Consider the following 20,421-nt stretch of genomic DNA (forward strand, 5'->3'; position numbering starts at 1 on the left):
AACTGTATTGACCCCTTTTTCTCCAAGGCGAATATTAATTCACTCGTCGTTCAGTTTTAACACTACGTGACGTAACGTTACTACAAAGTTAGTAACCAGCTGTCTGGGGAGGGCCTTAAATCGACGATCCCTGTTTAACCCGTTGGCATCTCTGGATGTTGCTGGGCAACAGCATATTTTCACGTAGGAGTCTCACCTAACAGTTCAAATTCATCTATTTAGTTGTGACATAATAATTCTAAGAACTAAGATTAAAAATGTCAAGCTTATTTTGCAATAAATCACAATGAGAATCTTCTGCGTTGCGTATATGTAATTATAAAGGAGAAGATTACAACCACTACTACTGTCCAAATCAAATTATTTCTTTGCGGATGAAGTATTTTATCCATTTCTTTTGCTGTTAAATCGGAACTATCAAAAGGTAGATTATATTCTTTATCAATTATGGTATATATAGCATTAACAGCTTTTTCCAATCCTTGATTTTGTTTAATTTTATCATTGCTTCGCAAATATTTACTTACATATAAAATAATGGCATTACATTTACTAACAGATAAAATTTTTTGCATTTTTGACCCCACCTTAATTCTAAGATTTTTATCCATCAGCAATATCAACACCTGATTATTTTTAACCTTTTGAACCTGTTCAGAGTGTTGAGAAGGCATACTAATCAATGTCAATCTTATTTTTAGCGGTGTCTTAGCATAACATTTGTTTTTGTGATTAATCCGTTCAATTAATTTATCAGAAACTTTAATCGGACATGATGCTCCAGCTGAAGCTGAAGTAAAACATAATGAAATCCACAAAACAAAAACAAATAATAATACTCTAGTTTTCATATTTCTAAGCTTTTTTCTAAATTATGTAGATATTTTCTATCTATATTGATTTTTTGAACCTTGATATGTTTGTCAGATAAAAGGGCCATAACTAGAGGATTATCACGATAATCATAATAATAATTAACTTCTACAATCCCTGCTTGAACTAACGCCTTTGTACAATTGAAGCATGGAAAATGTGTAACATAAATTGCACACCCTTCAGTAGAAATACCATTTTTAGCACACTGAATTAAAGCATTCATTTCAGAATGAATAGTTCTAACACAATGTCCATCAACCATTAAGTGCCCCTCATCATCACAATGAGGCTCCCCAGTGACACTACCATTATAGCCAGTTGCTATCATCCGTTTATCTTTAACTAAAACACTACCTACAAGTGCACGATCACACGTTGAACGTTGCGAGATTACGAGAGCCTGCATCATAAAATATTGTTGCCATGAAATTCTATCACGTACCATTTTATTATTTCTCCCAAATTATTATTTATGGTCAAAATAGTTAAGGCCAATTGCTTCTCTAACTTCTGCTAAAGTTTGATTGGCAACTACATTGGCTTTACGTGATCCTTCTTGCAACATCTCATATACTTCAGCAGTATTTTGAGCAAAATTTGCACGACGCTCTCTTATCGGCATCAATTCAGCTTCTATTACTTGGTAAAGATATTGTTTCAATTTAACATCACCTAAACCACCTTTTTGATATTGTTCCTTTAATGATGCAACTTTATCTTTATCAGGATCAAATACATCCAAGTAAGTAAATACTGTATTGCCTTCCACTTTGCCAGGATCTTGAACGTGAATATGATCAGGATCAGTATACATAGACATTACTTTTTTCTTGACAGTTTCACTATCATCAGACAAATATATCGCATTATTTAATGATTTAGACATCTTAGCGTTTCCATCAATACCTGGCAACCGCCCATGTCCCTTAGGAGGAAAATATCCCTTTGGCTCAACTAAGATTTCTTTGCCATAAACACTATTAAATGTTCTAACAATTTCTCTAGTTTGTTCTAGCATAGGTTCTTGATCATCGCCTACTGGAATAATAGAGGCCTTAAAGGCTGTAATATCTGCAGCTTGTGAAACTGGATAATTTAAAAAACCAATCGGCAAAGAATCGTTAAATCCTTTCTGTTTGATTTCATTTTTAACAGTTGGATTACGTTGCAGTCTAGCAACAGTAACCAAATCCATAAAATATGCCGTCAATTCAAATAATGCTGGAATTTGTGACTGAACAAAAATAGTAGATTTCTCAGGATCTAGTCCAACAGCTAAATAGTCTAATGCGACTTGAATTAAGCTGTTTTTAATTTTTTCCGGATTACGGGCATTATCAGTCAATGCTTGCGTATCAGCAATCATAATATATGGGTCATATTCACCTGAATTTTGTAATTTAACACGATTTTTTAATGATCCAATGTAATGTCCAATATGCAACTTACCTGTAGGTCGATCCCCAGTTAGTAAAACTTTTTTCATAAATATTATCTCCTTAGCGTAATCCAATCATAATGACTACATTTTAGCAAAAAAGCCAATTGCTTTAAATATATTATTGTTATCTTCATGCATAGATGCAAATAATCAATTGTCAAAAATGGGAATGTCATGCTATAATAGCTCTTGTTAAGCGGGTATAGTTTAATGGTAAAATACCAGCTTCCCAAGCTGGGGATGCGGGTTCGATTCACGCTATCCGCTTATGAAAAGAGACGGTCTAAGCCGTCTTTTTTTATAGCAAAATAATCCAAAAGATACTATTTAGTATTGCAAAATAAATAGTCCAAAGAAATGATTGTGAATATAAATAAAATAAGGCCAAAAAATAGCCAAAGGCAAAATTAATAATAAACCATAGCAAAGAAAATTGAAGATTAAGAAAGGCAAAAAATAAAGCTGACATTAAAATACCTACCATAGCATGAAAGAATGTTTGCTTACGGAAAAAGTAATTAAAGAAAAAGCCAATCCCTAAAAACTGTTGCATAATCGACAAGAACAAACCTTGATAAATGATTAATAACCAAAACAAATCATTGTTTTCATGCTGCAAGTAAAATAACTGATTCCCAGTAAAAGGTACATACTTTTTAAATTGAAAATAAGCTATCAACAAACGAAAAGCAATTAACAAAATTGTTGCCCCAACAATTAATTTATAATCACTTGCTAGCGTTATCTCTGTTTTTTTCTCAAAATAGCGTTGTTCTTTATTATATCTTCTAGTATAAAAAAACAAACCAAGGAGCACAAAAATTAAAATAGGTATATCAATTAGCCAATTAACACGAGCAATATGAATTACCTGATAAATGCAGGCATATAAAAATAAATAAATAACTAAATAGACACTATAACGAACTATATTGCCTTGAAAAGATTTTGGAGTATTCACAGTCTTCATTCCTTTGTTTTATTCTTAAATTATTATATCAAATACAGCATTGACTAACATTGACATCAATAATTTTTTAATCCATACTTTGAAATAACTACAAGACATGAAAGAAGAAAAAGATGAATAAAAAGGTAACTATTGCTTGTACTACTGGTCTATCTGCATCGATATTAGTAACAAAAATTAAGCAACTAATAACAGACGACGCAATCACAATAGAATCGACTACAGCTTCACAAATCGCCGATATAATCAAGCAGCAAAAAACCGACCTATTATTACTTGCTCCGCAACTAGCATACCTAAGAGATCAGGTTAATGAATTAATTTTACAAAAATCAAATAATAAAATACTAGTTAGATATATCAGCATAGATCTATACAGCCAGCTCAATGCTAATCAAACTCTAGAGCAAATCAAAAAAATATTGTAAATAAAAAAATTTTTTAGACTATTTAATTAAATAAGTTTAAAATGAAGGTGTATAGTATTACACTCACATCACAAAAAAAGGCCTTCAATGTCAGGTCTTTTTTTGTTGTTTCAAAAATAAGGTTTAATGGACTCATAAGTCGCTTAAATGAAGACACAAAATAATTAATAAAAGTAACTAATCCATGAATATAAAAACAGGTGGCTATATAATATAACCACCTGTTATGCGTCTGTTGGCAAGTAATTAACTGCCTTGTTGCGAACTTTTTGTAGACGCAATTCTTAATAAATATATCCTGCTGACATACCACAACCCTCCTTTCAATAAAGGAATTCATCTAATAAAGAGTGATATAAAATATCTACTTCCTTAGGTAATGGTTTGCAAGTGATAAATTGTAAATTTTTGGCAATCATCACACCGTTTTTTTACATAGCTATTATTTTATTTTTATTTTTTATTTGAAATAATAATAACATTGATATAAAATTAAAGTCAATGAAAAATTGAACTTTATTTTTTAAGAAATGGAGATGTAATTATGATTGATGTATCAAATTTAACAATTGGGTATAAAGACACAACCGTAGTTAAAAACTTAGATTTCAAACTAAATAAGGGGGAATTTATAGCCCTAATAGGGGCTAATGGTGCTGGCAAATCTACATTAATTAATACACTTATAGGAATTAATACTCCTCTAAGCGGAAAGATTAGTTGGGAATTAAAATCTACTAAAAAGAATATGTTTAATGACGTGGGTTTTAGTCCACAAAGTCAACTAATAGATTGGTATACAAATGTACTAGATAATGTAATTCAAGGACCATTACTTGCTGGATATAATTTAAGTACTGCACAAAAATATGCTAAAGAGGCTTTACAGCTCCTAGATTTATATAGTCTAAAAGATAAAGCTGTAGACCACATTTCAGGTGGTCAACAACAACGAGTTCAAATTGCTAGAGAAATAGCTAGAAAACCAAAATTATATATTTTAGATGAACCGACAACTGGATTAGACGTTGAAACTTCTGAAAACTTATTTAAGTATTTAAAAAAAGAAGTAGAAAAAGGAGCTCTAGTATTAACATCTTCTCACGATTTAACGTTATTAGAAGATTATGCAACTCAAGTTTTATTTATTAATGACCATGCTCAAAAATATTTTGGTTCATTAAATAACTTTTTAAACGATAGCACGAGTTTAAGAGAAAAATACCTAAAAGAAAGAGGAAAATAAATGAATCCAAAACAATTTAGACATCAATCATTAGGTTTGAAATCAATTAAAATAGTAGCAAACAATGAGTGGCGAGCATTTAAACATAATAAGGGCTTACTTTTATCTATGTTAATGGAGCCGTTAATCACTTATGGTTTACTCGTTATGGCATTGAATGAAAATTTATCAGCTGTTCATTATGCAGGATTAACAATTTCTTATAATAAATATGCTTTAACTGGTGTACTTACATTTTTCATGACTACGCAAATGTCTCAAGCAATGTACCGTTCAACAGTGGATAAAGAATATGGCTTATTAGCTATTAAGTTTACTAATGGTGTCCAACCTTGGCATTATATTACTGGAATGAGTTTTTTCCCAATGATCGGCCTTCTTTTTCAAAGTAGCATTTTACTTATTTTGGGAGGATTTACAGGAGGTATTTATAATATTGGTCTCCTGTTACTATCCTTTTTAGTCTTGTTAATTTCACTAGAATTTTGGTCTGCATTAGGAATCATTTTAAGTACTAGAATTTCCTCATATGAACAGCGTGATGTAGTTATGACTCTTCTATTTTCTCCAATTTCATATGCTGCTCCTACTTTATATGTATTCAATTCGCATTCACCATTTATTATTAAGGTGTTGTCAGCTATTAACCCCTTGTCTTATCAACTAAAGGCAATTCGTACTGTTGCGTTTGGTATTTTCAATTGGATAGATATTTTAATTGCAATTGTTATCACACTCTTTATGATTGTAATTGCTCAATTTATCCTTAAGCGGATGCCATTAACATTATCTGAAAGATAAAAAAGCATCTATCAAAAATGATAGATGCTTTTACTATGCAAAGTTTTAACTCTTTTAAAAAATATTGATATATTATTTTGATTAGTACAAATTTATTTTACAGAAATAATCCGAACTTGATAACTACCAGCAGGTGCATTTACTTTGACTAAATCTCCTGCTTTTTTATGCATTAAAGCTGCACCTAAAGGCGAATCAAATGATATCTTATTGTCTATTACATCAGCTTCTAAGGTGCCGACGATTGTATATGGTTCTATTTCTTCTTCATCTTCAAATTGAATTTCAACTTGAGACCCTAAATCAATCACACCATCATTATTTTTTTGTACTATTTGAGCATATTGTAATTGCTTATTCAAAAACCGCAACCGACTTTGTAAATGCCCCAGATCTCGCTTAGCCTCAGTATATTCAGAATTTTCGGATAAATCTCCTAAACTACGAGCTTCTTGCAAGATCTTTATTCTCCTGGGACGATCCTTTTTTAATTCAGCGATTTCAGTTTCAATTTTTTTATAACCTTCCGGAGTCATTTTTTGAAAATAAACCATATTAATATATTACCTCATCATGTTATATATCAGCTTGAATTATATATTACGACATGTTGTCCAGAAAAACAATCCAGCACTAATTATACTGTTGCATTTACGTATTACAATGGTATAATTGACATCAAAATAGATTGGATATCAAAATATGGAGGAAATACTATGAAATATCAAACTTCTAGCAAATTAATTATAATTAGAGCAATCTATTCAATTGTTATGATAGCTATTTTGGCAATAATTATTGGTTCACAGTATCTCTTAAAACTTAGTTCAGAAATGCATAATATAATTACATATTTAGCAATAGTATTAATCGTTTTTTTATTAATCCTTATGCTCATCTATACCCCCTTAGAGTATAAAATGTTAGGTATCAAAATAAATGATAGTGGTGTTATCATACATCGAGGCTTAATCGTCAGAAAGAAAATTTATATTGCCTGGTCCAAAATTTATACAGTTACTAAGTCCAATGGACCTCTTGAATTATTAACAAATACTAAAAGTGTTAGTGTAGTTACATTAGCCAATGAAATAACTATTCCTGCTATCAATAAAAAACAGGCTGACGAATTTATTAAATGTATGAATCAAGCTATTAAGGAGCATACCAATGAAAACACGTCATACTAGTCCCTTACCTATTTTTTTATATTTACTCTTGTGCATTGTAATCACACCGATATTTATCTGGTTATACTTGAAACATGCCAAATTTCTACATGATTTATCATATTTTAAATATATTTTTTTAGCTCCACTAACCAAACTATTCATGTCAATCTACTACTGGCTAAATTTTAAATATTATATTGATAATGACAAAATAATCATTCAAAAAGGTATTTTCAATATTAGTCAAAGACAATTTCTAATTAAAAATGTTAGACAATCTAATCAACATACTCCAATAATCTTTCGTATTTTTAAACATACTAATCTAGTTGTTGATACTGGTGTTAACTCCGATGAAGAAGGAACCCTGAATTTCAATTGTATTAGTTTAATAGAATGCAAACGAATTAAAGATCTGATTAATCTGGGTGGAACTAATGAAAGTAAATACAGCCTTAAACAATTCATTAAAGGCGACTTTATTGCTAATCAAAATGAACGTTTGCTATTTAAAACCAACATTTTAGATGTAATGTTGTCATCACTTACTTCAATTAATATTGTTGCATATATAAGTATTATCGCCATCGTCACTTCAGTAATAGATAATATTAATTTGCGTCATTATCTTCCTAACTTTATCTATACATATATTAAAAATAGTACTTTATTTTGGTCTACAGCAACAATATTGGCCTTCTGCTTTTTACTAATTAATCAATTTATTATATATGGTAATTTTAAATTGCTAGATGATAAAGATACTTTTTATAGTATTAACGGTTTTATTGAACATAGAACCAATTCTTTTAAAAAAATATATATCAAAACAATTGCTATTCGACAAAACTTAATTATGCAATTATTAGGTATACATACTGTTGAAACGTATTCAGCATCGCCTGCTATCCCACAAGATAATAATGCTAATAGAAATACATTTCTACCATTTATTAAAACGACACCGATGTACGAAAATCTACACAAGTTTTTTCCAAAGTTTTCTTTTAAAAATATCGCTTTAGAAAATAATTCTGCATTATTGAAACGATTAAGCATTATATTTTTTGTACCATTTATTATTCTATTAATAATTGCCATTGCTAAGCAAAATTTATACATATTTATCATTTGTGGAGTTATTCTGATTAGCTATCTAATACAAATAATACACATGATTTTTACAAATATTATCATTTCTAAAAATACAATCATCTCGAGAACTGGAATGTTAAATAAAATATGTCTATACACACTTATTAGTGATGTTGAATTTTTTGCAATAAAACAAGGTCCGTTGCAATGGCTACTTAATACATACTCAATCACAATAGTTATACGTAAATCTCCAGTTGCCTTTATTACCATTCCTTTTATTCCACCGATAAAAAAGCAAGAATTATTAGATGAATTAAAAAAAAGATAAGACTAGCAAAAACATATTAATATAACATATAATAAATATATTCATTAAAAAAATTAAAGGAGAATTATAGATGGCTCATGAATTAACATTTGAAGAACTAAAAGATTTTCAAGAGAGCTTTAATAATGCACGAAATAAAGTTGTTGCACGTGCTGCAATGAAATCTGGATTATTAGAAGCTTCATTTAATCCTGAATTAGGAGATAAATTAAATCATGTATTTTCTATTGAAGTAGATACAGAAAATGTAACTAATCAACAACAATCAGGTCGTTGCTGGTTATTTTCTACATTAAATACCTTACGACATGAATTCGGTGTAAAACATAAAGTTAAAAATTTCACTTTGTCCCAAGCATACAACTTTTTCTGGGATAAAATTGAACGTGCTAATAGATTCTACGATGAAATCATCAATAGTGCTAACCAACCGTTAGAAGATAGAACTGTACAAGAATATTTAAGATTTGCCGGTGAAGATGGTGGACAATGGGCAATGGCTGCTTCTCTAGTTCAAAAGTACGGTGTAGTGCCAAGCTATGCTATGCCTGAAACATACAACACTAATCATACTGCTGCTTTAGCAGAATCTTTAGGTAGAAAAGAACGCAAAGATGCTTTAGTCTTACGTAAACTTGTGCAAGAAGGTAAACTTGAAGAAGTTGAAGCAAAACGCAAAGAATTCTTAAACGAAGTATATCGTATGACTGCTCTAGCAGTTGGTGAACCTCCGAAAACATTTGACTTAGAATACAAAGACGATGACAAGAAATATCATTTGGACAAGAACTTAACACCAGTAGAATTCTTCAAAAAATATATTAACTTTGACTTCTCAGATTACGTTTGTTTAACTAACGCACCTGACCATGAATATAACAAATTATACTCATTACCATTTGAAGACAATGTTAATGGTGGTATTCCTATTACCTTCTTAAACGTTCCAATGGATGTTTTGCGTAAAGCAACTATTGCTCAATTAAAAGACAATGAAACAGTTTGGTTTGGTAATGATGTTGGCAAGCAAAAAGATAATAAAACTGGCTACTTGGATACTGACTTGTACCAATTAGATCAACTATTTGACGTCGACACTACTATGACTAAGAAAGAACGTTTGGAAACTCGTGAAGGTACTGTTTCCCACGCTATGACTATCACAGGTGTAGACTTAGATGGTGAGACTGTCAGAAAATGGAAAGTAGAAAACTCCTGGGGCGACAAAATTGCTACTAAGGGTTACTTTACAATGAGCGATCAATGGTTTGAAGAATTTGTTTATGAAGTTGTTGTACACAAGAAGTACTTAACTGATGAACAAAAGCAAATCGCTCAATCTGAACCAGAACCATTGAAGCCTTGGGATTCCATAGCATAACAAAAATATGATAAAAACCCCGAATTTGATATGTACCCTCTTTACTGGACAAACCAGTAAGGAGGGTATTTTTATGCGCTATAGTTATGCGTTTAAAAGAAAATGTGTTGAGATGTATTATCAAGGCTTGTATCCTGATACACCAGATGGGATCTGTGGTAAAGAATTTCACCGTACAATCAGGAAATGGGTACGTATCGAAGAATCTTGTGGACCTGAGGCACTAAAACACAAAGCTCAGAATAAAGTATGGTCTCCCGAAGATAAATATGCGTTAGTGGCACGTGTGCTATCTGGAGAATCTAATAAATCTGTCGCACTCACCTCAGGTATCAATGAAGGAATGCTTTATCAATGGGTTCGCAAATATAAGATTTATGGCTATAATGGTCTTATATCAAAACCGAAAGGTCGTAAATCAAAGGATCCGGATATGAAAAAGATTGGTACTCGAGAGCCGAAAAAGCTAAACGAATCAGAATACGAGGAATTAATTCGACTAAGGGCTGAGATCACTTATATCAAGGCTGAAAATGAAGTAATAAAAAAAGAGATCGCCTTGAGAGAAGAAAAAGAAGCTGCACGACTCAAGGCGAAAAAGCAGCAATCATCAAAGAACTCCGTGAAAAAGGATACCCATTAAAGTATCTTTTAATTGCCATGAGAATGGCCAGATCAACCTATTATTTGGAGATCAATAAGGCAGATGTTGTTGCTAACCGCAATCAGGAATTATTAGCGGAAATCACAGAAATTTTTGAACAGCACAAGCACAGATATGGCGTGCGTAGAGTTCACAGAGAGCTTATAAATCGAGGATACCGGATAAATCATAAACGAGCACAACGACTAATGCATGAAGCAGGATTGTTTGGCAAACGTCCTAAGGAGAAATATCATTCCTACAAGGGAGAAGTCGGTAAAGTTGCGGATAACATAATAGATAGAGATTTCAGTACTACCGCACCTCTCCAAAAGTGGACAACAGACGTATCTCAGTTTAATTTTTCATGGGGGAAATGCTATATCTCTCCAGTACTGGATATGAATACGAATGAAATCATTTCATATGATTTATCAACAAGTCCGAATCTTGAGCAGATATCAAGAATGCTGGATAGAGCTTTTGAAAAATTTCCATCTGTTGAAGGGCTTATATTTCATTCAGACCAAGGCTGGCAGTATCAACATGCCTATTTTAGAAATACATTAAAAGAACGTGGGATCATTCAGTCTATGTCACGGAAAGGAAACTGCTATGACAACTGCATCATGGAAACATTCTTTGGAAGATTAAAGAACGAGATGTATTATGGATATGAGAAAGACTATTCTTCCTTTGAAGAATTCTCAAAAGCAGTTGAAGAATATATAGATTACTATAATAACAAAAGAATTCAGGCAAAAACAAAATGGATGCCTCCTGTACAATACAGGATAGCATCCATGTGTTCAGCCTAGTTCATAAATATGTGTCCAGTATTCTGGGTACATATCAATTTCGGGGTTTTTATTATGTCCAAATCAAAGCAGTATAAAAACCATACTCCGATAAAATATCGAAACATGGTTTTAAACACATCTAATTAATCAATATCAACTTTTTGATTACCAGATAACTACACGTTTTTCTGGATCTAACCACATACCATCTTCTGGTTTAACATCAAATGCCTTGTAGAATTCTTCTTGACATTGCGATTGAACATTAGCTCGTTCTGGACCAGGAGCATGAACATCAACTGCAACTTGCGTTTTAATCGATTCACTATATTGTTTGTTTGCCCACACACGTGCAAAGTTTTCAAACAATTCTTTCATATCACCATGTTCAATCTTATTGGCTTCAACAGCTGCTGTTAGTCCGCCTTGATCAGCAACGTTTTCTGAAACAATTTGCTTACCATTTAATGTAACTGGACCATATTCAATCCCATCGAATAAATCAATTTCAGCTTGTGTACGTTTTTTAAATTCAATGGCATCTTGCTCTGTCCACCAATTCTTCATATTACCAAATTCATCAAACTTAGCACCATTGTTATCAAAAGCGTGAGAAATTTCATGAGCAATAACCACACCAATACCACCATAATTTGTACTACGGCTTTGCTCTAAACTGTAAAATGGCTTTTGTAAAATAGCAGCTGGGAAGGTAATATCATTACGCTGAGGATCATAACAAGCGTTAACTAAATGTCCTGGCATTAACCAAACAGTGCGGTCTACTGGCTTATACAATTGTTCTAATTCGTACTGCAATGATGCTTGTGAGATCTTACTCATATTTGAATACAAAGTCCCGCCTGTTTTTTCGGTCATGATTTGCAAACGATTGTAATATTCCTTAATTTTGCTAGGATATCCTACTTTCAAAATTAACGCACGCAACTTAGTGATTGCTTTGTCTTTAGTAGCTTGAGATAACCATTCATTTTCAGCAATACGTTTTTCATATACATCAATCATATTATGGATCATATCTAACACATCAGCTTTAGCTTCAGATCCAAAATATGTTTGACCATAGTAAACTCCAACAACTTCACTAAAAGCACCACTAGCAATTCTGTATGCTTGTTTCTCACCAGCAGCTAATTCGGGTTGTCCTGATAATGCTTGACTAAATGGAAAAGCTGCTTCTCTAAAGTCTTGGGAAAGGTAACATGCTACATCATTAATAAATTCAACTATTAACCAACCTTTAATTTCATCAAAGAGGTTATTATTAATTAATTTTTCAACATTATCTAGATATCTTGGTTCTGCAACAATGATTCTATTTGGCTTTTCAGGGAATAATTCGTTCAAATATTGATCAATTTTAAATGAACTGAATTTTGCTTCAAAATCAGAAATATCAGTTGGATTATACATTGCTGGATAATCTGCCCACTCTTCTGTAGATTTTACTACTTCAGCTAAACGGGCATCATAACTAATAGCATCTTGAACATATTTTTTAGCAACTGTTTCATCAATACCAGCCATATGTAACAAGTTAACAGATTGCTTTTCAAAAACATCTAAAAGCTGCTTAGCCGAATCAGTCTTATAAACAGTAGTATCCGGCAAAAATAGACCTGGACCACTAAAATGCAACGCATTAACTTTAGTATTTTTCATATCAGTTTGTACACTAAAATTGAATGGTAAAGTAAAAGCAGCCTTCGTTAAATCTGCAGCTTTTAAATTGAAATCGTTTAAATCACGCAAGCCTTCTAATAATTTTAAATCTAATTGAATTGGCTTAGCACCATCGGCATTTCTTTTTTCAAAATTATTGGCAATCTTATATAATTCTACCGCCTTATCAAAATTCTTAACCTCAGGTAACTCTTTAGAAACTTTGGCAAATTCAGAAAAATCTTTCATAAGTTGCTTTTCCAAATTTTCATCTATTTTATCAAAACTTCCAGTGCGTGAACGATCTGAAGGAATTTCAGCCTTTTTTAGCCATTCCGAATTAACCGCTAGATATAAGTTGTCCTGAGGACGTGCATTAGTATCTGGTTCAATAATATTACCAATACCACCACGAATATTTATATTTGTCATTAATTTTCCTCCTTTAAGTAAACTGTTACTTTATATGATAGCATGATTAAAAAGCTTGGTATAGTCAAAATATAGTTTAATTTTTCTTTATTATGAAAAAAGTTATGATAATTGTTATTTATAAAGAACAAACTGCTTTTTTAATTGTTTATGTAAGGGACCAATTAACACTAAAGTTAAAAATATTCCTATTGCTGCAACAATAAAGAAATTAATGTATCCCCAATTATCAATAACTATACCACCAAATAATGGGCCCAAAGCTCGCCCGATCGATGAAGTAGATAAAGTAAGTCCTTGATACTTTCCTTTACTACTAGTTGGTGACAAATCATTAATGTAAGCTGGAATTGCTGGCATTGCTGTCGCTTCACCTAAAGTTAAAGTAATCATTGAAAGAACGAAGTGAAAAAAATCTTTTGCAAAGATTAAAGTGATAAATGAAATAGCAAACATACTGATACCAAATACTATCTGGTGAAATAGCGTTTTAAAGATATTAGGATATCTGCTCATAAAAATCTGTATAACTACAATAATTCCAGCATTAATAGTCCATAAAAAACTATATAGATGAAAAGGAATCCCTAATGAAACCATGTAAACTGATAAATTAGATTCCCAGTTCATATACATCAACCAAATAATGCCAATAGTTATAAATAACCCAAAAGTCATTTTGAAATTATTCATAGGCATTTTTTCATACTTGATTTTTTGCTGATTATGAATCTTAGCAGCCAATCTTTCTTTGTGAAATTGAATTGATGGGCGATAATTTAAAATAGCATTAATACTTACACCAACAAATAGCAATGCCGCAATGACGAACAGCATCGTAATTGAGTAATCATATAGATAACCTACAAATAAAGTTCCTAATACTACACCTAAATTTTGAGCAAAAAATAGCATATTAAAAACATAGCGACTTGGATGCGAATGTATACTAGTAGCAATTGAATTGATTAAAGCACCATTCCATCCAGCAAGAAAACCAGTTAATGTCATCCAAAACCAATATATAGGCCAACTATGATTTAAGGCAATACAAAATAAAACTGTAGCATCAATACTAGCTCCAGCTATTAATAAATAATAAGGATTATACCTATCATAAGCCCATCCAGCAATAACTGAACCAACCATATTAGCCAAACAATTGCATAAGATAACAATTCCTACAATAGCTAGCGAAACATGTAAATTTTTATTCAAATATACTGAGGTTAAGGGCCATATAAAACTTGCACCAATCCAATCTAATAGTTCACCCAGTAAAAGCCAAACTAAATTAATTTCATCTCTTGGCCGTGTGCCGTGTGCCGTTTTCATTTTTTCCTCCAAATAAATCTATCTTAATTTAAGTTTAGCAAGAATTTTACCTTTTTGCACTAAAAAAAGAAGTAATCAATACTCCATGTACCAAATTACTTCTTATCTGACAAGTTTGTCCCAAATAACAACATGTCCAGCTGCAAATGACTTTTGAACATCAATAATTCGTTGATTGCTTGAGCCTCTAAATTGTAAAGTTAAATCCTTTAATGGATCTAAAAAACGTCCATCAACTAAGATATCTATCTTCGACAACATTTCTTTTTTGTCGTCTGTTTCCAATTGCAATTCATCCCAAGTATAGCCAGACCAAGACCAAATATCTTTATCATGACCAAACTCTTTTCGCATCCTATTAATCAATTTCAGACAAACCCAAGTATTTAAAAATGGTTCACCACCTAATAAAGTCAATCCCTGTACATAAGGTTGAGCAATATCAGCTATAATTTTATCTTCTAATTCTTGAGTATATGGCATACCATAATTAAAATTCTGAGCAGCTAAATTATAACAACCAGGGCAGTCAAACAAACATCCACTAACATAAAGCGAGCACCTAACGCCTTCACCATCAACGAAATTAAAAGGTTTATAGTCAGCAATTTTATGTTGGGAATATTTTTCTGAAATCCACTCCTGCGGTTTAGGATTTTTGGGCTGACGTTGTTTGGTATCAATATATTTAGCTTTTCTACGTTTTAGCCGATATTGATTGGAATCAACAAATAGCGTATCTCCACCAACATTGACCTTAATTAAATTACTTCTAATATCAGGCCCATCTTGTTTGTTTTTATCACGCTCAGGCACAATAAATCCCCTTCTAACACTTGATTATTTATTATCGTTAGCTAACTTTTCTTCCATTCGATAACTCATATGTTTTTTGCGATGAACAATTTCCTCGTGTCTACCATGTACCATCGGACGTTTTAAAGGATTTCCTAAATAACCACAAGTTCTCTTTACACAATCACAACTTTCCGGATCATGATTTCCGCACTTAGGACATTGAAATCCCTTAGCTGTAGCTTCAAATTCTCCTGCAAAGTTGCATTTAAAGCAACGATCTATCGGTGTATTAGTACCTAAATAACCTACTTTATCATATGCATAATTCCAAACAGCTTCCAAAGCTTTAGGGTTCTGTCTTAAGTTAGGATATTCACAATAATGAATAAAACCACCTGCAGCATAATGAGGATATGGAGCTTCAAAATCTATTTTTTCAAAAGGTGTTGGATGCTTACGTACATCATAGTGGAATGAATTTGTATAATATTCCTTATCTGTAATGTCTTTAACAATACCAAATTTGGCAGTATCCAAACGACAAAATCTATCAGTCAAACTCTCACTAGGTGTGGAATAAACACTATAGTGATAGTGATTTGGATCTTCTGCCTCCCACTTAACGCAAGCATCATGCAATTTCTTAACAATATTAATTGTAAATTGGTGAGCTTCTTCATTGTGTTCCCAGCAGCTACCGTAAAAAACTGTACCTACTTCATATAAACCGATATAACCTAATGAGATAGTCGCTCTCTTATTTTTGAACAAATCATTAATGTCACCATCGGCAGGCAATCTTTTGCCAAAGGCACCATTTTCATACAAAATAGGAGCATTATCAGGCTTAGCTTGTCTGCACCTATCAGCTTTAATTTGTAAAGCTTCATGAGCAGTTTGAAGACGTTCTTTCAAAATAGACCAGAATAAATCTATATCACCCTTAGATTCCATTGCAATTCGAGGCAAGTTAATAGTCACAACTCCTAAGTTCATACGACCAGCGTTGACTTCTTTGCCATTTTCGTCTTTCCAACCTTGCAAAAATGAACGACAACCCATCGGTACTTTAAACGAACCTGTGATCGCCACTATCGTATCATACATCAAAACATCAGGATACATTCTCTTGGTTGAACATTCTAGAGCAAGTTGCTTGATATCATAGTTAGGATCAGTTGGATTTAAATTAAGTCCACGTTTTAATGTAAAGACCAGTTTCGGAAAAATTGCTGTACGACTTGTCCTGCCTAGACCCTCAATTCTAATCTTTAAAATAGACTTTTGAATTTCACGTTCAAACCAATCAGTACCTAAACCGAAACCTAAAGTAGTAAATGGAGTTTGACCCTGAGTAGAGAACAAGGTATTAATCTCATATTCCAATGCTTGCATTGCATCATAAATATCTTTTTTAGTACGTTTTTTAGCAAAGGCTTTTATTTTTTCTTGATCATCAAAAAATTCAGCAGCTTCATCAAGATGTTTTTGATAATTCTTCCGAGCATATGGAGCTAAAACTTCATCCACTCGATCAGCTGAACAACCACCATATTGGCTTGAAGCAACATTGGCAATAATTTGTGACATATGTGCTGTCGCTGTTTGAATAGAATGTGGTGATTCGATTTCAGCATTACCTATTGTGAAACCATGGCTCAACATTTCTTTGAAATCAATCAAACAACAGTTAGTCATTGGACTTAATGGAGTGTAATCTAAATCGTGCCAGTGAATATCACCACGTAAATGTGCTTTAGCAATATGCTCAGGCATCAAAGTTAAACCGATCGTCTTACCTACTGTTCCAGCAGTTAAATCACGTTGAGTAGAAAAAACACGTGAATCTTTATTAGCATTTTCATTAACAATAGTTGGATCATGCTCAAGCAAGCGATGCAAACGATCCGTAGTACCTGTCTGACGCACGAAATTTGCTTCATCTTGCTTACGATAATCAATATATTGTTGGGCAGCTTGCGTGAACCCCATCTCTCTCAAAACTCTAACAAAAGCAGAAGCGATTTCAACAGTTGTAACATTTTCCTTGCTAGCCAACTGGCTTAAAATTGCAGACAAAATAACCTGCTCATTTTTAGCTAAACCTAAATTATCTATCACCATTCTTAACTTATAAAGAGCAAAATCATAAACACTACCATCTCTTTTAGTAGCTTTTAATGGTATTGATACTTTAGATGTAATTATTTTTGCTTCACGCTGCTTCAACATAATCTATGTCTCCCTCATCAATTCATAATATCTATTCTAGCAGAATAAATGGAAAAAACAATGAAAAAGCACAATATCTTGTGGTTAAGGCTGTAACTAATTACATATTTAGTATCTAAACTCCTTGTCAGTCCTATCTCCAACATAAATTCAAGCAAAAAAAATCTAACAGATTTTTTCAATCCGTTAGACTCTAATTTTATAAATTAAAATATATAATAACTATATTCTATTTGCTCTTTTAGTAAATAAATAAATAGCAATAAGTATAATTAAGGCCACTATAAAAATTACAGGCACCAAAGCTAAGGAAAAAGAAGACATTATAGATGATATATTGTCCATCTTAGATATGGGATGTATGACTGCAATTAGTACAACAATAGCTGAGAATAAATCACCCATAAAAAGAAGTATTTTAGATTTTAAAGGAACAGAACCACCAGATGTTTTTCTTAATAACCTATATATTTCTTTGCTATAAGCAATCACTATAAAGTATACGCATAGTAAGCAACCTTGCATTATTGGACTTAACATAATAATTTTCTCCTTTAGCTATAATTAAAAAGTTCCAAATGACCATGTACCTATCCAAGTATTTAGATCCATATATATGTGTTGCTTTTTATGTTTGTTATTATACGCTTCTAAATCTACAGCAACTTGATTTAAACGAATAGTGTTCAATCCACATACAGCACCAATATATGGGGATAAAAGCCCACCTGCTATAGCAGCCATAGAATTATAATTGGCCCATGTGTGTAATTGAGAAACCATAGTATCTACTTGTGCATTACTTCTGAAATAATACCTAGTACCCCACCAAAAGTTCTTAGTAGAAGGAGTATTTGAAGCTCTATCTTGATAATTCAATACAAAGGACTTGGTTGTAGGATCAATCACAGCATGCTTTCTATAAACATCTTTATTAACAGAATCCAACTGCTCTGATAATTTAATATATGTTTGCTTAGGCAACACAAACTTGCCCAAATCACTTATTTCATATCTATTCTCATGAACCACAACCAATTGATCCAAATCCCGATATTGTCTTGGCATAAAGTTATCCCCTTGAACATCAGACGATACTGAACCTGTAGTAGCAGCATTAGCAATAATATCAGTTTTAACAATTCCTATTGACAAAAATAATCCTAATGTTGCAATTCCAATAGCCGATTTTCTGTTTAACATAATATTTCCTCCTTAGCTATGCTAATAAAAAATACAACCATTACCTTCACAACTTATTTTACTTCCATAAACCACAAAAGTCATTAGTAAAAAAATTTTTTTTGCATGTTTTTTTATGCTAGTAATCATTTTAATCTATTATCTTTTTATTAGCAATTTAACTATTAATAAAAAAGATGATATTTATATTACATCATACTTGTTTCAAAAAAATATCCTCAAAAAATTAGACATTCATCCAACCTTTGAGGATATTTTAAAACAATTTACAGCAAAAAACTACTTATTTTTTAAAAAAACTTCCTTTATTAACTTGATAATAAGCCTTATATCTTCCGATATATTTATAAAACATATACTTCATTAAAAGCCAACGCTTAAAACTACAATCAGCTTTATAAAATACTGTTGTTCCTACTCGCTTTTTCTTCAATAAATCTTCAGCTATTTCTTTATATTCATTCTCAAAAGCATATTGCTTAAATACCTTAGTTGGTACACCCAACCATAATACATGCTTTTTAGGATCTTGATTTGCATAAACAGGATCTTGATCTTTTAAGCTATCTTCAACATAATCGTCAATATAACACTTAGCTAAGTTGCAACCATTTAATGTTACATAAAAACTTGAACGCCCCTGACGTACATTAATTTCGAAAAACTTGTATTCATGATCACGCTCATCATATTTAATATCAAAGTTGGCCATACCAACATAGTTAATCTTCTCTAGAAAAGTTTTTACAGTATTATATAAATTCAGATTATACTCTGGCAAAATTGCTACATAATTGCCAATAGACTGCGGTGTTGGATCTTCTAACAATGGATGACCCAAACACATCATCTTCACCTTGTGGTTTTTATCCACATATGCATTGAGAACCCGCATTTTCGAATCATCACCAGGGATAAAGTCCTGCAAAATAAGATCTTCTTTATATCCGTGAGTATAAATTTTAGTAACAATATCTTTTAACTCAGCGGCATCATGAATTGTAAATGCCTTTTTACGACCTTCAAAACGACAATCAAGCCAAGATACAGGATCTTCTGGCTTTAAAGCAACTGGAAAACCAAAAGACATACACTTCAAATAATCATCAGTTTGATAATCAGTAATTTTAATTATTTGTGTTTTTGGGTAAGGTAAACCATATTTATCCGCAATCTTATAAAAATTCTCTTTAGAAATAAGCTTCTCTAATAAATCATAGTCAACATAAGGAATAACAAATGTCGCAGATAATTCATCTTTGTGTTTTGCTAGCAGTTCCACATAGCCATCACCGCACGCAATTAAAATAACTGGTTCAGAATGATCTTGATATTCAATCATTTTACTACGCATAACATTGATAAAAGTTGGGTCATCTTCAAAACCCGGATGAACCTCAACATCAACTATCTTAGAATAACGCGTAGCAGCTAAATGACCGGCAGCTAAAGTTTTTACTTTAATACCATAAGCCTCATGAAACGAACGTGCCATACCATAAACATTAATGTCACTCCCTAAAAGTATAGGTGTAAATTTTTTCTGCAATCAAT

General features: G+C 32.0%; 20 protein-coding genes, 1 tRNA gene and 1 riboswitch. Of the genes, 9 read left to right on the forward strand and 12 right to left on the reverse strand.

All coding sequences use genetic code 11. The annotated features are described in order from the left end of the window. Nucleotides 1-34 precede the first annotated feature (34 nt). Nucleotides 35-211: riboswitch (M-box (ykoK) riboswitch) on the reverse strand. Nucleotides 212-281: 70 nt separating this feature from the next. Genes G6Z82_RS05970 through trpS form a run of 3 tightly spaced genes read right to left on the reverse strand, consistent with a single transcriptional unit; the run spans nt 282 to nt 2,362 of the window. Then, nucleotides 282-851 carry a TPM domain-containing protein gene (locus G6Z82_RS05970; RefSeq protein WP_006737565.1) on the reverse strand — a complete coding sequence of 190 codons (570 nt, stop codon included), beginning with the start codon at nt 849-851 and terminating at the stop codon, nt 282-284. Then, nucleotides 848-1,321 carry a ComE operon protein 2 gene (locus G6Z82_RS05975; protein WP_006729397.1) on the reverse strand — a complete coding sequence of 158 codons (474 nt, stop codon included), beginning with the start codon at nt 1,319-1,321 and terminating at the stop codon, nt 848-850. The genes G6Z82_RS05970 and G6Z82_RS05975 overlap by 4 nt, the downstream gene beginning before the upstream one ends. Nucleotides 1,322-1,342: 21 nt before the next feature. Then, the gene (trpS, locus tag G6Z82_RS05980; protein ID WP_006731971.1) at nt 1,343-2,362 is read right to left on the reverse strand and encodes a tryptophan--tRNA ligase; all 1,020 of its coding nucleotides are present in this window, start codon (nt 2,360-2,362) and stop codon (nt 1,343-1,345) included. Between the two features lie 151 nt (nt 2,363-2,513). Here trpS and G6Z82_RS05985 point away from each other — a divergent pair. After that, nucleotides 2,514-2,584 (forward strand) — tRNA-Gly (locus G6Z82_RS05985). Between the two features lie 31 nt (nt 2,585-2,615). Here G6Z82_RS05985 and G6Z82_RS05990 read toward each other — a convergent pair. Further along, nucleotides 2,616-3,287 carry a CPBP family glutamic-type intramembrane protease gene (locus tag G6Z82_RS05990; RefSeq protein ID WP_050774542.1) on the reverse strand — a complete coding sequence of 224 codons (672 nt, stop codon included), beginning with the start codon at nt 3,285-3,287 and terminating at the stop codon, nt 2,616-2,618. Nucleotides 3,288-3,400: 113 nt separating this feature from the next. Between G6Z82_RS05990 and G6Z82_RS05995 the strand changes: the two genes are divergently transcribed. From G6Z82_RS05995 to G6Z82_RS06005, 3 genes are all read left to right on the forward strand, one after another. Continuing rightward, complete coding sequence (locus G6Z82_RS05995; protein WP_006729394.1) at nt 3,401-3,715, forward strand: PTS sugar transporter subunit IIB; 315 nt, start codon at nt 3,401-3,403, stop codon at nt 3,713-3,715. 544 nt (nt 3,716-4,259) lie between these two features. Then, nucleotides 4,260-4,961, forward strand: a complete 702-nt coding sequence (locus G6Z82_RS06000; RefSeq protein ID WP_164785941.1) for a metal ABC transporter ATP-binding protein — start codon at nt 4,260-4,262, stop codon at nt 4,959-4,961. Continuing rightward, complete coding sequence (locus G6Z82_RS06005) at nt 4,962-5,762, forward strand: ABC transporter permease (protein ID WP_006729389.1); 801 nt, start codon at nt 4,962-4,964, stop codon at nt 5,760-5,762. A 92-nt stretch (nt 5,763-5,854) separates the two neighbouring features. Here the strand turns inward: G6Z82_RS06005 and greA are convergent, their stop codons facing one another. Further along, nucleotides 5,855-6,316: a transcription elongation factor GreA gene (gene greA / locus G6Z82_RS06010; protein WP_006734042.1), complete on the reverse strand. Its 462-nt coding sequence runs from the start codon at nt 6,314-6,316 to the stop codon at nt 5,855-5,857. On the opposite strand from greA, the gene G6Z82_RS06015 reads away from it, so the two are divergent. The 5 genes from G6Z82_RS06015 (at nt 6,302) to G6Z82_RS06035 (ending at nt 11,202) form a co-directional block, all read left to right on the forward strand. Then, a complete protein-coding gene (locus tag G6Z82_RS06015; RefSeq protein ID WP_006734051.1) occupies nt 6,302-6,952 on the forward strand; it encodes a PH domain-containing protein in 651 nt (216 codons plus the stop codon). The genes greA and G6Z82_RS06015 overlap by 15 nt on opposite strands. Next, nucleotides 6,933-8,360 carry a PH domain-containing protein gene (locus G6Z82_RS06020; protein ID WP_164785949.1) on the forward strand — a complete coding sequence of 476 codons (1,428 nt, stop codon included), beginning with the start codon at nt 6,933-6,935 and terminating at the stop codon, nt 8,358-8,360. Before G6Z82_RS06015 ends, G6Z82_RS06020 begins: the two co-directional genes overlap by 20 nt. Nucleotides 8,361-8,430: 70 nt before the next feature. Then, nucleotides 8,431-9,741, forward strand: coding sequence for a C1 family peptidase (locus G6Z82_RS06025; protein WP_006729384.1), 1,311 nt, complete (start codon nt 8,431-8,433; stop codon nt 9,739-9,741). A gap of 73 nt (nt 9,742-9,814) precedes the next feature. Continuing rightward, nucleotides 9,815-10,384 carry a helix-turn-helix domain-containing protein gene (locus G6Z82_RS06030; RefSeq protein ID WP_006733799.1) on the forward strand — a complete coding sequence of 190 codons (570 nt, stop codon included), beginning with the start codon at nt 9,815-9,817 and terminating at the stop codon, nt 10,382-10,384. Then, nucleotides 10,351-11,202: an IS3 family transposase gene (locus G6Z82_RS06035; RefSeq protein WP_241243745.1), complete on the forward strand. Its 852-nt coding sequence runs from the start codon at nt 10,351-10,353 to the stop codon at nt 11,200-11,202. Before G6Z82_RS06030 ends, G6Z82_RS06035 begins: the two co-directional genes overlap by 34 nt. Before the next feature lie 147 nt (nt 11,203-11,349). Here the strand turns inward: G6Z82_RS06035 and G6Z82_RS06040 are convergent, their stop codons facing one another. From G6Z82_RS06040 to G6Z82_RS06070, 7 genes are all read right to left on the reverse strand, one after another. Further along, complete coding sequence (locus G6Z82_RS06040; protein WP_006738293.1) at nt 11,350-13,299, reverse strand: M13 family metallopeptidase; 1,950 nt, start codon at nt 13,297-13,299, stop codon at nt 11,350-11,352. 114 nt (nt 13,300-13,413) lie between these two features. Next, complete coding sequence (locus tag G6Z82_RS06045) at nt 13,414-14,634, reverse strand: MDR family MFS transporter (protein WP_006729382.1); 1,221 nt, start codon at nt 14,632-14,634, stop codon at nt 13,414-13,416. Nucleotides 14,635-14,736: 102 nt separating this feature from the next. After that, a complete protein-coding gene (nrdG, locus tag G6Z82_RS06050; protein ID WP_006730501.1) occupies nt 14,737-15,450 on the reverse strand; it encodes an anaerobic ribonucleoside-triphosphate reductase activating protein in 714 nt (237 codons plus the stop codon). Between the two features lie 24 nt (nt 15,451-15,474). Beyond that, nucleotides 15,475-17,664 carry an anaerobic ribonucleoside-triphosphate reductase gene (gene nrdD, locus G6Z82_RS06055; protein WP_164785951.1) on the reverse strand — a complete coding sequence of 730 codons (2,190 nt, stop codon included), beginning with the start codon at nt 17,662-17,664 and terminating at the stop codon, nt 15,475-15,477. Nucleotides 17,665-17,886: 222 nt separating this feature from the next. Beyond that, entirely contained in the window at nt 17,887-18,204 is a 318-nt protein-coding gene (locus G6Z82_RS06060) for a hypothetical protein (protein WP_006731973.1), read from the reverse strand. Between the two features lie 24 nt (nt 18,205-18,228). Beyond that, on the reverse strand, nt 18,229-18,867 hold the full coding sequence (locus tag G6Z82_RS06065; RefSeq protein WP_006734715.1) for a hypothetical protein: 639 nt from the start codon (nt 18,865-18,867) through the stop codon (nt 18,229-18,231). A gap of 283 nt (nt 18,868-19,150) precedes the next feature. Then, nucleotides 19,151-20,416 (reverse strand): carboxylate--amine ligase, encoded by a 1,266-nt coding sequence (locus tag G6Z82_RS06070; protein WP_006730496.1) that lies wholly within the window; start codon nt 20,414-20,416, stop codon nt 19,151-19,153. Nucleotides 20,417-20,421 lie beyond the last annotated feature (5 nt).

Origin of the sequence: Lactobacillus iners, assembly GCF_011058775.1 — a bacterium.
Lineage (GTDB): Bacteria > Bacillota > Bacilli > Lactobacillales > Lactobacillaceae > Lactobacillus > Lactobacillus iners.